The following is a 14,312-nucleotide window of genomic DNA, read 5'->3' on the forward strand; positions in this document are numbered from 1 at the left end:
GGCTGGGCGGCGGCGTCGCGGTACTGGTCACCGGCACATCGTAGGGAAGAGATCTGTGTACGCCCCAGTGGCGTGGGGTGACGGGCCGTGCGACGCCGCGGGACTGAGAGGATGGGCGGGTGACGACTGACCAGCCCCACGGCACCGAACCCGCCTCCCCAGCCGCATCGGCCGACGGCCGGACGGGCACGCTCGTCCTCGCCGGCACCCCCATCGGCGACCTCGCCGACGCCCCGCCGCGCCTCGCGGCGGAGCTGGAGCGGGCCGACGTCGTCGCCGCCGAGGACACCCGGAGGCTGCGCCGGCTGACCCAGGGGCTCGGCGTGCACACCACCGGGCGCGTCGTGTCGTACTTCGAAGGCAACGAGTCGGCCCGCACGCCGGAGCTGGTCGAGGCGCTGGCCGGCGGGGCGCGCGTCCTGCTGGTGACGGACGCCGGCATGCCGTCGGTCTCCGACCCCGGCTACCGGCTGGTCGCCGCCGCCGTGGAGAAGGACATCAAGGTCACCGCGGTCCCCGGGCCGTCCGCCGTGCTCACCGCGCTGGCGCTGTCGGGGCTGCCCGTGGACCGGTTCTGCTTCGAGGGCTTCCTGCCGCGCAAGGCGGGTGAGCGCCTCGGCCGGCTGCGCGAGGTCGAGGGCGAGCGGCGCACGCTCGTCTACTTCGAGGCCCCGCACCGGCTGGACGCCACCCTCGCGGCGATGGCCGAGGTCTTCGGCGCCGAGCGGCGGGCCGCGGTCTGCCGCGAGCTGACCAAGACGTACGAGGAGGTCAAGCGCGGCGGGCTCGGTGAACTCGCCACCTGGGCCGCCGAAGGCGTCCGCGGGGAGATCACCGTCGTGGTGGAGGGCGCGCCGGCGGCCGGCCCCGGCGACGTGGACGACGAGGAGCTGGTGCGCCGGGTGCGGGTGCGCGAGGAGGCGGGGGAGCGCCGCAAGGAGGCCATCGCGGCCGTCGCGGCCGAGGCCGGGGTACCCAAGCGCGATGTCTTCGACGCTGTCGTGGCGGCAAAGAATGCGGCACGAAAGGCGCCATAAACCGGTAAAGAGCTAACCTGAAAAGCAAAGCTCAGACCGCGCGCCGGGCGCTTTGGGCATGAGTCGGCCAAAGGCCGTCCAACACTGGACAGGACCTGATGCGCTCCCGCCCGAAGAGGCGTCCACTGGCAGAGGCACCAGTGGAACAAGAGGAGCTGGCATGAGTGAGATCGCAGACACCCCGGTACCGGTCCAGGCCTCGGCCCCCGCGCGTTTTTCCAGCCCCGACGTGCAGACCGTGCACGAGGCCTATTCCTTCGCGTGCATGCGCTGCGGGTACGGCTGGGAGCAGGACTACCGCATCGAGCACCACGTCGACGGCCGGGGCGAGCCGTTCATCATGTACACGGTCGACGGTGAGCGGGTGCCCTCCCCGCTGTCCAACCCGACCTGCATGAACTGCGGCGGGCACGTCGTGCGGATCATGCGGGCGGGGCAGGTCTCCTCGGTCCTCGGAATGATCGACCACCTCTACCACCACCGCATCGCCCCCGGCATCGCCGGACCGGTGCCGGCCGGAGCGAACGTCCCCCGCACGCCCAAGCCCCGCGGGGCCGCCGAACCCCATGACGCCCCCGGACCCGTCGCCGTCAGCGAGGCCGAGAAGCGCGGGGGGCTGTTCTCCCGGCTGATGGGGTTCTTCCACCGGTCATAAGATCGGCCCCATGAGCTCTTCCTCCGCATCCAAGGACGCACTGCCGCCGCTGCCCGAGCCCCTGCGGGTGGCGGTCGCGGACTCGCACACCCACCTGGACATGCAGGCGGGGACCGTCGAGGAGGGCCTCGCCAAGGCCGCCTCGGTCGGCGTGACCACCGTCGTCCAGGTCGGCTGCGACGTGAAGGGCTCCCGGTGGGCCGCCGACACGGCGGCCGCGTACGACAACGTCCATGCGGCCGTCGCGCTCCACCCCAACGAAGCCCCGCGCATCGTGCACGGGGATGCCGACGGCTGGTCCCGCCAGGGCGCCCGGGCCGGTGGCGGCGAGTCCGCCCTCGACGAGGCCCTCGCGGAGATCGAGGCCCTCGCCTCCCTCGACCACGTCAAGGCCGTCGGCGAGACCGGACTCGACCACTTCCGGACCGGCCCGGAGGGCATGGCCGCGCAGGAGCGTTCCTTCCGCGCCCACATCGAGATCGCCAAGCGCCGGGGCAAGGCCCTCGTCATCCACGACCGCGACGCCCACGCCGACGTGCTGCGCGTACTGCGCGAGGAGGGCGCCCCCGAGCGCACCGTCTTCCACTGCTACTCCGGGGACGCCGACATGGCCCGCGAGTGCGCCGCGGCCGGCTACTACATGTCCTTCGCCGGCACCGTCACCTTCAAGAACGCGGCGCCGCTGCGCGAGGCGCTGGCCGTGGCCCCGCTGGAGCTGGTGCTCGTGGAGACGGACGCGCCGTACCTGACCCCCGCGCCGTACCGCGGACGGCCCAACGCGCCGTACCTCATTCCGCTGACGGTGCGGGCGATGGCAGCGGTCCGCGGGATCGACGAGGACGCGATGGCCACCGCCCTGGCGGCCAACACCGCCCGCGCCTTCGGCTACTGACCGGCCCCACCGGCCCGCCACGTAGGGTAGTCGTACGACTTTGTTCCGTCACGACTCCTCCGCTAGGGTGCCGTGCCCCAACCAGCGGGTGCCGGACCACCAGGGGAGCGAGCGTCGTGAGCGATACGCAGGGCAGCCACCGCCGAGGCGCTCCGGTCCCGGAGGAGGCGTACGGGAGCGCGCCCGGCGCCTGGCCGGCCGGCCCCCTTCCGGCCGCCCCCCTTGCGGCCGATCCCTGGTCCGCCGATCCGTGGACCGGCGCGCAGCAGGCCGGCAGCCCCGGTCCCGGAGGTTCCGGCCCCGCGGATCCGGCACCCGGCGGCCCCGTACCGGCCGGGGCCCCGTCCGGCGGCCTCGCGCTCGCCGACGCCGGGCCCGCCTCCTGGGACACCGAGCCCGCCTTCCCGGTGCCCGGTCCGCGCCCCGACGACCGGCGGGGCGGACGCCGCCGGCGCGCCGCCGAGCCCGCCGCCCGGGACGCCGAACGGCCCGGGCCCGCCTCCGCCTCCGCCTCCGCCCCCGGGACCGGCCGCCGCCGCGCCCCCCTGCCGACGCCGAGCCCGACCCCCACCCTCGCCGACCCCACCGCCCCGGGCCGCCGGGCCCGCGCCCGCACCGCCGTCGAGGAGCCGCCGGCCGGCACCGGCCGCCGCCGCGGCCCGGCCGCCCCCGTCCCGGTTCCCGTCGCCGTGCCCGCCGGGGCGGGCCACGGCCGCCGCCGCGCCGCGGGGCCGGTGCTCGCCGGACCCGCCGCGCCCGCCGCCCCCGGCGGCAACTGGCGGCGGATCGTGCCCCAGGCCCTCGTGGTCGCCTTTCTCGCGGGCGGCACCACGGCCTTCGTCGCCGCCGACAAATCCGTACGCCTCACCGTGGACGGAGTCCCCCGGGAGCTGCACACCTTCGCCGGTGACGTCGAGGAGCTGCTCGCCGCGGAAGGCCTCGACGTCGGCCCCCACGACCTCGTCGCGCCCGCCCCCGGCGCGCCCCTCGACGACGGCGAGGAGATCGTCGTCCGCTACGGCCGCCCCCTGAGGCTCACCCTCGACGGACAGCAGCGCCAGGTGTGGACCACCGCCCGCACCGTCGACGCCGCCCTGCGCCAGTTCGGCATCCGCCCCGAGGGCGCCTACCTCTCCGCCCCCCGCACCGCCCCCGTACCGCGCTCCGGCCTGACCCTCAGCGTCCGCACCGAGCGCAGCGTCACCTTCATGGCCGACGGCCGCGAACGGACCATCCGCACCAACGCCGCCACCGTCCAGGAGGCCCTCGACCAGGCCGGCATCACCCTCCAGGGCCAGGACACCACCTCCGTGCCGCCCACCGCCTTCCCGCGCGACGGCCAGACCGTCACCGTGCTGCGGATCACCGGCACCCGCGAGGTGCGCGAGGAGCGCATCCCCTTCGAGACCGAAAGGGTCAAGGACGGCGACCTGTTCGCCGGGACCGAGGTCGTCGAGCGCGCCGGGCGGCCCGGGGCGCGCCGGGTCACGTACAGCCTGCGCACCGTCAACGGAGTCCGGCAGAAGCCCCGCGCCATCGCCGACGAGGTCGTGCGCGAGCCCGTCACCCAGCTCGTCCGGGTCGGCACCCGGTCGCTGCCGAGCTCCGTCTCCGGCGCGGACGGCCTCAACTGGGGGGCCCTCGCCCAGTGCGAGTCCGGCGGGCGCGCCTCCGCCACCGACGCGTCGGGGACGTACGGCGGCCTGTACCAGTTCGACGTCCGCACCTGGCAGGGACTGGGCGGCAGCGGCCGGCCCCAGGACGCCCCGGCCGGCGAGCAGACCTACCGGGCGAAGAAGCTCTACGTGCAGCGGGGGGCGAGCCCGTGGCCCCACTGCGGCCGCAGGCTCACCTCGTAGGCCGCGGGCTCACCTCGTAGGCCGCGGGTGCACGTCGTGGGCCGCGGGTCCACGTCGTCGTCGGGACCGCTCCGCCGATCTGAGACGCTTTACCGGTGAGCACCGCAGAGCAGCAGCCCGATAACCCCGCGCCCAGCACCCCCGACGCCCTCCTCGGCCCCGCCGACGTCCGGGAGCTGGCCGCCGCCCTCGGCGTACGCCCGACGAAGCAGAAGGGGCAGAACTTCGTCATCGACGCCAACACGGTGCGCCGCATCGTGCGCACCGCCGAGGTCCGCCCGGACGACGTGGTCGTCGAGGTCGGTCCCGGCCTGGGCTCGCTGACGCTCGCGCTGCTGGAGGCCGCGGACCGGGTCGTCGCCGTCGAGATCGACGACATCCTGGCGGCCGCCCTGCCCGCCACCATCGAGGCCCGCATGCCGGCGAAGAAGGACCGGTTCGCGCTGGTCCACTCCGACGCGATGCTGGTCACCGAGCTGCCCGGGCCGCCACCGACCGCGCTGGTCGCGAACCTGCCGTACAACGTGGCCGTGCCCGTCCTGCTGACCATGCTCGACCGCTTCCCCAGCATCGAGCGGACCCTCGTCATGGTCCAGGCGGAGGTCGCCGACCGGCTGGCCGCCGAGCCCGGCAACAAGGTCTACGGGGTGCCCTCCGTCAAGGCCAACTGGTACGCGCACGTCAAGCGTGCCGGAGCCATCGGCCGCAAGGTGTTCTGGCCCGCCCCGAACGTGGACTCCGGACTGGTCTCCCTCGTGCGCCGCACCGAGCCGATCAAGACCAGCGCCACGAAGGAAGAGGTCTTCGCGGTCGTCGACGCGGCCTTCGCGCAGCGCCGCAAGACCCTGCGCGCCGCGCTGGCCGGCTGGGCCGGCTCGGCGGCCGGCGCCGAGGCCGCGCTGGTCGCCGCGGGCGTCTCCCCGCAGGCCCGCGGGGAGTCCCTGACGGTGGAGCAGTTCGCCGCGATCGCCGAGCACAAGCCCGCACCGGAGAGGCCCGCCCTGTGAGCACGCGCACGACGCCCGTCACCGTACGGGTCCCCGCGAAGGTCAACGTCCGGCTGGCGGTGGGCGCGGCCCGGCCCGACGGCTTCCACGACCTGGCCAACGTGTTCCTCGCCGTCTCCCTCTTCGACGAGGTGACCGCGACCCCGGCCGACGCCCTGACGGTCACCTGCGAGGGCCCGGACGCCGACCAGGTCCCGCTGGACCGCACCAACCTCGCGGCGCGCGCCGCCGAGATCCTCGCCGCCCGCAACGGCCTCTCCCCGCTGGTCCACCTGCACATCGCCAAGAACATCCCGGTGGCGGGCGGCATGGCGGGCGGCAGCGCCGACGGTGCCGCGGCCCTGCTGGCCTGCGACACCCTGTGGGGCCTGAGCACGCCGCGCGAGGAACTCCTCGACATCTGCGCGGAGCTGGGCAGCGACGTCCCCTTCAGCCTCGTCGGCGGCGCCGCGCTCGGCACCGGGCGCGGCGAGGTCCTCACCCCCGTGACCGCCGGTTCCTTCCACTGGGTGTTCGCGGTGGCCGACGGCGGCCTGTCCACGCCGGCGGTGTTCCGCGAGTTCGACCGCCTCACCGCCGACGTGGCGGTCCCGGAGCCGCAGGCCTCGCCGGAGCTGCTGACCGCCCTCGCCTCCGGCGACCCGGACGCGCTGGCCGCCACCCTGGCCAACGACCTCCAGCCGGCCGCCCTCTCCCTGCGCCCCTCGCTGCGGGCGACCCTGGACGCCGGGATCGCCGCCGGCGCCCTGGCCGCGCTGGTCTCCGGCTCGGGCCCCACGACGGCCTTCCTCGTCGCCGACGAGGAGGCCGCCCTGAAGGTGGCCGCGGCCCTCGACGCCTCGGGCACCTGCCGCACGACCCGCACCGCCTCCGGCCCCACCCCGGGCGCCACGGTCCTGGCGCGGTGAATCCCGCCCTCTCCGCCTGCCGTGTGGCCAGGCTTGAGGGCACCGTCGAGAGTCGTGCAGGAGGCAGTCCGATGACCGGGCCGGTGGCGGCCGGAACGCCGCTGATCCCCATGCCGGCGCTCACTCCCGCGGTTTCCTGATGTTCCTGGCGCCGGAGCGGCTGAGGGAGATCTCGGTCGTCCGGGTCGTCCGGCTCGGCTGACACGTACTCAGGCCGCGATTGAGTACCCGCGCCCTGTCGGGGGGTGGGCGGGGGCGGGCAGCGTGGGGGGATGACACCCAGCACGCGCGCCATGGCCGCCGCCACACCCGCCGACCGCGACCGGTACGTCGACCTGTTGCGCGTCGCCTCGCTCGGGACCGTCATCGCCGGGCACTGGTTGATGGCCGCGGTCAGTGCCGACGGCATAGGGAACCTGCTCGCCCTCGTGCCCGCCCTGCAGGTGCTCACCTGGGCGCTGCAGATCATGCCCGTCTTCTTCTTCGTCGGCGGCTTCTCGCACGCCCTCTCCTACCGCTCCCTGGCCCGCCGCGGCGAGGGCTCCGTCTACGCCGCCTTCCTGCGGGCCCGGCTGCGCCGGCTGCTGCGGCCCACCCTCGCCTTCGTCCTGGTGTGGGCCGCCGTCGCGCTCGCCGTGCAGCTCGCCGGGCGCGGCGACGGACCGCTGACCGGCGCCGCCCTGCGCCTGGTCACCCAGCCGCTGTGGTTCATCGGGATCTACCTGGCGATGGTCGCCTTCACCCCGCCGCTGCTGAAGCTGCACGAACGCCACGGCTGGGCCGCCTTCGCCGCACTGGCCGGCGCCGCCGCGCTGGTCGACGTACTGCGCTTCGCGCTCGGCGTCCCGTACGTGGAGTTCCTCAACTTCGCCCTCGTCTGGCTCGCCGTCCACCAGCTCGGCTTCCTGCGCGCCGACGGCCGCATCCGCCGGCCCGCCGTCCTCGCCGCCGCCGGACTCGCCTCGGCGGGCCTGCTGGTGGCGTTCGGCCCTTACCCGCTGTCCATGGTCGGGATGCCCGGCGAGAAGGTCTCCAACATGGCCCCGCCCACCCTGGCGCTCCTCTGCCACGGCCTGTGGCTCGTCGGCGCCGTGCAGCTCGCCGCCCGGCCCGCGGGCGCCTGGCTGGAGCGCCCCCGCGTGTGGCGCGCGGTCGTCGCCGCCAACGGGGTCGCCATGACCGCCTTCCTCTGGCACCTCACCGCCATGCTCGCCGTGTACGGGGCCCAGCTCGCGCTAGGCATGGAACTCCCGGCCCCCGCCACCGCCGCCTGGTGGGCGCAGGTCCCCGTACGGATCCTGGCCGCGGCCGTGCTGACCGGGGTGTTCGTCGCCCTCCTGCGCCGCTTCGAGGCCCCCGCGCCGGCCCCGGCGGCCGGCCCGGCGGGAGCGGCCGCCGGCCCCGTCGCCGCCGTCGGGACCACCCTGTGCCTGCTCGGCGTGCTGGGCCTGTCCATGACCGGCCTCGGCGGTCTCCTCGACGGCCACACCGCCACCCTCATCGCCGTCCCGGTCACCGCGCCCGCCGCGATCGCCATGGCGCTGGGCGGCGCCCTGCTGGTGGAACGGTCCGCCCCGGCCCGGAGGGTTAGGCTGAGGGGCTGATCCACACCCTTTCCCTGGAGCGCGTCTGATGGCCGTCAATCTGGTCAATGTCGAGGCAGTCAGCAAGGTGTACGGCACACGTACCCTGCTGGACGGTATCTCCCTCGGCGTGTCCGAGGGGGACCGGATCGGCGTCGTCGGCCGCAACGGCGACGGCAAGACCACCCTCATCCGCATGCTCGCCAAGCTGGAGGAGCCCGACAGCGGCCGGGTCACCCAGTCCGGCGGCCTGCGCATGGGCGTCCTCACCCAGCACGACTCCCTCGACCCCGCGGCGACCATCCGCCACGAGATCATCGGCGACATGGCCGACCACGAGTGGGCCGGCAACGCCAAGATCCGCGACGTCCTCACCGGGCTCTTCGGCGGCCTCGACCTGCCCGGCTTCAACCAGGGCCTCGACACCGTCATCGGCCCGCTCTCCGGCGGCGAGCGCCGGCGCATCGCCCTCGCCAAGCTGCTCATCGCCGACCAGGACCTCCTGATCCTCGACGAGCCGACCAACCACCTCGACGTCGAGGGCATCTCCTGGCTGGCCGGCCACCTCCAGACGCGCCGCTCCGCCCTCGTCTGCGTCACCCACGACCGCTGGTTCCTCGACCAGGTCTGCACCCGCATGTGGGACGTCCAGCGCGGTGAGGTCTTCGAGTACGAGGGCGGCTACAGCGACTACGTCTTCGCGCGGGCCGAGCGCGAACGCATCGCCGCCACCGAAGAGGTCAAGCGGCAGAACCTGATGCGCAAGGAGCTGGCGTGGCTGCGCCGCGGCGCCCCCGCCCGCACCTCCAAGCCGCGCTACCGCATCGAGGCCGCCAACGAGCTCATCGCCGACGTCCCGCCGCCGCGCGACAAGTCGGAGCTGATGCGCTTCGCCAACGCCCGCCTCGGCAAGACCGTCTTCGACCTGGAAGACGTCACCGTCCAGGCCGGTCCCAAGACCCTCCTCAAGCACCTCACCTGGCACCTCGGCCCCGGCGACCGCGTCGGCCTGGTCGGCGTCAACGGTGCCGGCAAGACCTCCCTGCTGCGCGCCCTCGCCGAGGCCGCCCGCACCCAGGGCGAGGCGCAGCCCGCCGCGGGCCGGGTCATCGTCGGCAAGACCGTCAAGCTGGCCTACCTCTCCCAGGAGGTCGGCGAGCTCGACCCGTCCCTGCGCGTCCTGGAGGCCGTCCAGCGCGTCCGCGACCGCGTCGACCTCGGCAAGGGCCGCGAGATGACGGCCGGCCAGCTGTGCGAGCAGTTCGGCTTCACCAAGGAGAAGCAGTGGACGCCGGTGGGCGACCTCTCCGGCGGTGAGCGCCGCCGGCTGCAGATCCTGCGCCTGCTGATGGACGAGCCCAACGTCCTCTTCCTCGACGAGCCCACCAACGACCTCGACATCGAGACCCTGACCCAGTTGGAGGACCTCCTCGACGGCTGGCCCGGCTCGATGATCGTGATCTCCCACGACCGGTTCTTCATCGAGCGCACCACCGACACCGTGATGGCGCTGCTCGGCGACGCCAGCCTGCGGATGCTGCCGCGCGGCCTGGACGAGTACCTGGAGCGCCGCCAGAAGATGATCGAGGCGGCCGCCCCGGCGCCCGCGCCCGCCGCCGCCGCGGCGAAGTCCAGCTCCTCGGGGGACTCGCGTGCCGCCAAGAAGGAGCTCCAGAAGATCGAGCGGCAGCTGAACAAGCTCGCCGACCGCGAGGGGAACCTGCACGCCCAGATCGCCGAGCACTCCACCGACTACGACAAGGTCGCCAAGCTCGACGCCGAGCTGCGCGAACTGCTGTCCGACCGGGACGACTTGGAGATGCGCTGGCTGGAGCTGGCCGAGGAGGCCTAGGTTCCAGCGGTCCTCGGGGCCAACTGGCCGGATAACGGCGGCATCACGGGCCGGTCCTCCCTTGGGAACAGGGGGCGGACCGGTCCGTTGCAGGACGGGCGTCAGTGATAGAAAGGTCATTCTCCCCGACCCCCCGAAGCCGAAAGTGCGCTGATGACCGAGCCGCCCCAGCCGCCGAACCAGCCGCCGACACCTTCCGGTTACGGACACCTGCCGGGCCCGCCCCAGCAGGGCTACGGATACCCGCAGCAGGGCGAGAACCCGTACGCGCAGCAGCCCGCGCACGGCGCGCAGCCGGCGTATCCGCAGCAGCCGCCCACCGTCCCGGCGTACCCGGCCCACAACCTGCAGCCGCCCGCGCCCGGTACGCCCGGCGCCCCCGGCATGCCGCCGAAGAAGAAGCCGGCCCTGCTCGTCGCCGCGTCGGTCGCCGCCGTCCTCGTCCTCGGCGGTATCGGCTACGCCGCCTTCGGCGGGGACGACGGGGACCCCGAGCCGCCCGTCGCCCAGGAGTCCGGCGACGCCAAGCCCTCCGGCTCCCCGTCCGTGGACGTCGGCGACGGCAGCGGCCCCGGCGGCAACCAGCAGACCGACCTCAACGCCGGGCGCAAGCAGGGCGAGGACAAGGTCCTCTGGCTCAAGACCACCAAGATCGACGGACCCGGCGCCGGCGTGGCCACCAAGGGTCAGTGGGTCGTCGGCGACACCGTGGCCAAGACCGTCGGCAAGACGATCAAGGGCTATGCGGTCGCCGACGGCAAAGAGAAGTGGACGATCACCTTCCCGGCGGCCATCTGCGGCATGACCCAGCGCACCACCGACGACGGCAAGACCGTGGTCCTCTACGCCGACAGCGCCTCGGAGACCGCCAACTGCAACCAGATCCGGATGGTCGACCTCAAGGCGGGGAAGGAGGGCTGGTCGAAGGAGGTGGCCAAGGAGAGCGCCTTCGACATGTTCATCGACCCCAGCCTCGCCATGACCGGGGACGTCGTCACCGTCAACCGGCTCACCCGCGCCACCGCCTTCAGGATCAGCACCGGCGAGAAGCTCTTCGGCAGCCCCGCCGAGGGCTGCGTGCCCGGCGCCTACGCCGCCGGCAGCGGCAAGCTGATCGGCATCGCCACCTGCAACGACCCCGACATGACCGTCGAGGTGCAGGACGCCGACCCGGCCACCGGCAAGAAGACCTGGACCTACCGCCTCCCCAAGGGCTGGAAGGTCTCCCGCGTCTACGCGCTCGACCCGATCGTCCTGCACCTGACGAACGCGTCCACGAAGGAGAACTCCGTCGTGGTCCTCGGCCCCGACGGCAAGCAGCGCACCACCCTCTCCGGCGAGGGCAACTTCTCCACCGAGTGCGGCATGAGCCACGACGACAGCCTCCAGGGCTGTGCCACCGCCGTCGCCGACGCCGGCACCCTCTACCTGTCCACCAAGGCCGACCTGGGCAAGGCCAACGAGATCGTCGCCTTCGACCTCGCCTCCGGCAAGGCCAAATGGCGCGTACCGGCGGGGGAGGGGCGCACCCTCGAACCGCTCAAGGCCGCGAACGGGCAGCTGATCGCCTACCGCAAGGCCGAGCCCACCACGGGCGGCGAGGTCCTCTCCATCCCGGCCGACGGCAGCACCCCCACCGCACTCCTGCGCCACCCGTCGGGCCCCTCCGCGCCGATCGAGAGCTCCTTCTACTCCCCGCAGGTCGACTACGCGGACGGGCGCTTCTTCATCTCCACGTCCCGCCTGCTCGCCCAGGACAAGGACGAGAAGCTCCTGATGGTCTTCGGCAAGTGAGGACCCCTCCCACGCCCCGTACGACGAGCAACCCGACGAGCCGCCCGACGAGCCGCCCACCGAGAGGCAACAGCAACCGATGAGTACCCCGCCGCCCCCCAGCCAGCCGCCGTCCGGCGGCTTCGGAGCGCCGCAGGATCCCCCGCCGGGCGGGTTCGGAGCGCCCACGCCGCCCGCCGGACCGCCCACGCAGCCCGCCGGGCAGCCGTCGCCGCCGCCCGGGCCGCCCTCGGCCGCCCCGCAGCCGCCCGCCGGCGGGCCCGCGTACGGCTACCCGCAGGCCGACCCCGGCTACGGCTACCCGCAGCAGCCCCCCGCGCCCTCCCCGTACGGCGCGCCGGCGCCCCCCGCCCAGCCCCCGGCAGGCGGTGGCGGCGGTGACAAGCGCACCCAGCTGATGATCGTCGGCGCGGCCCTCCTGGCCATCGTCCTGATCGTCGGCGGCGGCCTCTGGTACGCCTCCGGCGACGGCGGCGGCGGGACCACCGCGCAGAGCGACCCCAGTGCCTCCCCGGGCGGCGACAAGAACCAGACCTCCACGCCCGGCACCGAGAAGGTCCCCGGCAACCCCAAGTCGAAGACCCTCTACAACCAGCCGGCGCCCACGGTCGCCGACCTGGTCTCCGTCAACGGCTCCTGGCTGACCGACACCACCTACGTCAAGTCCGACGTCTCGAAGGTCGTCGGCTACAACCTCGTCGACGGCTCCAAGAAGTGGGAGGTCCCCCTCACGGGCGAGATCTGCGGCGCCACCCACCACATCAGCGAGAACAAGACCGCCATCATCTTCCGGCCCACCCAGCCCACGGCCGAGAACAAGTACCCGCCGTGCACCGAGGTCGGCGTCATCGACCTGGAGGCCGGCAAGCTCGCCTGGTCCGGCAACGTCAAGAGCGCCAACGGCGGCGACAAGCCCGTCCAGTTCTCCGAGATCACCGTCAGCGGCAAGACCGTCGCCGCGGGCGGCGTCTCCAGCGGCGGCGCCGCCTGGAACCTCGCCGACGGCAAGAACCTGTGGCAGCCCAAGGTCGACGGCGAAAGCTGCCGCGACACCGGCTACGCGGGCGGCGAGGCCCTCGCCGTCATCCGCAAGTGCGGCCAGCACCCCAACTACACGCTGAACGCGCAGCTCCTCGACCCGGCCACCGGCGCGCCCACCGCCTCGTACAAGCTCTCCCAGGGCATCGAGTACGCGCACATCGTCTCCACCAAGCCCTTCGTCGTCGGCGCCGACGTCGGCGACAACGCCAAGGGCGGCAAGGGCGTCAGCGACCTCTTCGTCATCGACCCCAAGGGCGAGCTGAAGGCCCGCATCCCGCTCGCCGCGGGCACCTTCGCCGCCAAGTGCGCCTCCACCGACGTCGAGAAGTGCTCGCACATGGTCGTCGGCAACGGCAAGATCTACGTGCCCTCCGCGGAGCACCAGGGCCAGTCCGCCACCGGCCGCACCAACGAGTTGCTCTCCTTCGACCTGGAGACCGGCAAGCAGACCACCGACCGCGCCGACGCGGGCGAGCGGTACACCATGTACCCGCTGCGCATGGACGGGTCGAACATCATCGCCTACAAGATCCCCCCGTACGACAAGGGCGGTCAGGTCGTCAGCATCGACGGCAGGACGATGAAGGAGACCCTCCTCATGGAGAACCCGGCCGACAAGGACATCCGGCGCGCCGAGACCTCCTTCTCGCCCGAGTTCTCCTCCGAGCTGCGCTACCACAACGGCAAGCTCTTCATGTCCAAGCAGAACGTCAGCAAGCCCTACTCGACCGATCCGGAATACCTCTTCGTGTCGTTCACCGCGAGCTGATCCCCACCGCACGCCCGAAGCCCCCGAACGGTCCGTACCGATCGGGGGCTTCTGCGCGGTATCCCCCGCGCGCCGTCGAACAAGCGTGTAGCTTGCCGGGGCAGAAGGGTGGGGGGTGGGTTCCTCAATGGGCGTACGCGTCGTGGTGGTCGACGACCACCGGCTGCTGGCCGAGGCACTGGCCTCTGCACTGAAGCTGCGCGGCCACCGGGTCCTGGCGGCCGCGGCCCCGGCGGCCGGCGCCGCCGAGCTGGTCATCAGCCGGGCCCCCGAGGTCTGCCTCCTCGGCACCGCCCACCCCGCCGAGCCGGGCGCCTTCGAGCCCGTCGTCCGCATCAAGCGCGAGCGGCCCCAGATCGCCGTGGTCGTCCTCGGCCCGGTGCCCAGCCCGCGCGGGATCGCCGCCGCCTTCGCCGCCGGCGCCTCCGGGTACGTCCGCCAGGACGAGCGCATCGAGGGCGTCGAACGGGCCCTGGCCAAGGCCAGGTCGGGCGAGGCGGCGATCGCCCCGCAACTGCTCCAGGGAGCCTTCGCGGAGCTCCTGAACCCCGCCGTCCAGCCCGACGACGAGGGCAGCCGGCTGCTGCGGCTGCTCACCCCGCGCGAGGTGGAGGTGCTCGTGCGGGTCGCCGAGGGCGAGGACACCCGGCTCATCGCGGCCGGCATGGCGATCGCCCCGAGCACCGCCCGTACGCACGTCCAGCGGGTCCTGATGAAGCTGGGCGTCGGATCGCGGCTGGAGGCGGCCGCGCTGGCAGCCCGTACCGGACTGCTGGACCGGGCCCTGCCCGTTCCCGGCCTCTCCTCCGCCCCGCAGCAGGGCTGACCGGGCGGCCGCCGGCGGCCGCCGCCGCCCCCGCCGATTTCCCCCACGGGTGCCGCATCGGGTAAGCCAGAGCCAGCACGCGCACGCAC

The 14,312-nt window shown here is 73.7% G+C and carries 11 protein-coding genes; all 11 read left to right on the forward strand.

Annotated features, from left to right (window positions below; translation table 11 throughout):
* The first annotated feature begins 119 nt into the window (after positions 1–119).
* The 11 genes from rsmI (at position 120) to AC2RP6_RS23870 (ending at position 14,223) form a co-directional block, all read left to right on the forward strand.
* Positions 120–1,037: a 16S rRNA (cytidine(1402)-2'-O)-methyltransferase gene (rsmI, locus tag AC2RP6_RS23820; protein WP_486448039.1), complete on the forward strand. Its 918-nt coding sequence runs from the start codon at positions 120–122 to the stop codon at positions 1,035–1,037.
* 160 nt (positions 1,038–1,197) lie between these two features.
* Positions 1,198–1,692, forward strand: a complete 495-nt coding sequence (locus tag AC2RP6_RS23825) for a hypothetical protein (RefSeq protein ID WP_486448040.1) — start codon at positions 1,198–1,200, stop codon at positions 1,690–1,692.
* Positions 1,693–1,702: 10 nt separating this feature from the next.
* A complete protein-coding gene (locus tag AC2RP6_RS23830) occupies positions 1,703–2,584 on the forward strand; it encodes a TatD family hydrolase (protein ID WP_486448041.1) in 882 nt (293 codons plus the stop codon).
* Positions 2,585–2,700: 116 nt separating this feature from the next.
* Complete coding sequence (locus AC2RP6_RS23835; protein ID WP_486448042.1) at positions 2,701–4,443, forward strand: resuscitation-promoting factor; 1,743 nt, start codon at positions 2,701–2,703, stop codon at positions 4,441–4,443.
* 95 nt (positions 4,444–4,538) lie between these two features.
* A complete protein-coding gene (rsmA, locus tag AC2RP6_RS23840; RefSeq protein ID WP_486448043.1) occupies positions 4,539–5,450 on the forward strand; it encodes a 16S rRNA (adenine(1518)-N(6)/adenine(1519)-N(6))-dimethyltransferase RsmA in 912 nt (303 codons plus the stop codon).
* Positions 5,447–6,358, forward strand: a complete 912-nt coding sequence (locus AC2RP6_RS23845) for a 4-(cytidine 5'-diphospho)-2-C-methyl-D-erythritol kinase (RefSeq protein WP_486448044.1) — start codon at positions 5,447–5,449, stop codon at positions 6,356–6,358. Before rsmA ends, AC2RP6_RS23845 begins: the two co-directional genes overlap by 4 nt.
* Positions 6,359–6,630: 272 nt before the next feature.
* Positions 6,631–7,962, forward strand: coding sequence for an acyltransferase family protein (locus AC2RP6_RS23850; protein ID WP_486448045.1), 1,332 nt, complete (start codon positions 6,631–6,633; stop codon positions 7,960–7,962).
* A gap of 28 nt (positions 7,963–7,990) precedes the next feature.
* A complete protein-coding gene (locus AC2RP6_RS23855) occupies positions 7,991–9,793 on the forward strand; it encodes an ABC-F family ATP-binding cassette domain-containing protein (RefSeq protein WP_486448046.1) in 1,803 nt (600 codons plus the stop codon).
* Positions 9,794–9,946: 153 nt separating this feature from the next.
* A complete protein-coding gene (locus tag AC2RP6_RS23860; RefSeq protein WP_486448047.1) occupies positions 9,947–11,587 on the forward strand; it encodes an outer membrane protein assembly factor BamB family protein in 1,641 nt (546 codons plus the stop codon).
* Between the two features lie 79 nt (positions 11,588–11,666).
* A complete protein-coding gene (locus AC2RP6_RS23865) occupies positions 11,667–13,397 on the forward strand; it encodes an outer membrane protein assembly factor BamB family protein (protein ID WP_486448048.1) in 1,731 nt (576 codons plus the stop codon).
* A gap of 127 nt (positions 13,398–13,524) precedes the next feature.
* Positions 13,525–14,223 carry a response regulator transcription factor gene (locus AC2RP6_RS23870; RefSeq protein ID WP_486450423.1) on the forward strand — a complete coding sequence of 233 codons (699 nt, stop codon included), beginning with the start codon at positions 13,525–13,527 and terminating at the stop codon, positions 14,221–14,223.
* Positions 14,224–14,312 lie beyond the last annotated feature (89 nt).

The sequence above is a fragment of the Streptomyces sp. WAC03905 genome, assembly GCF_057371075.1.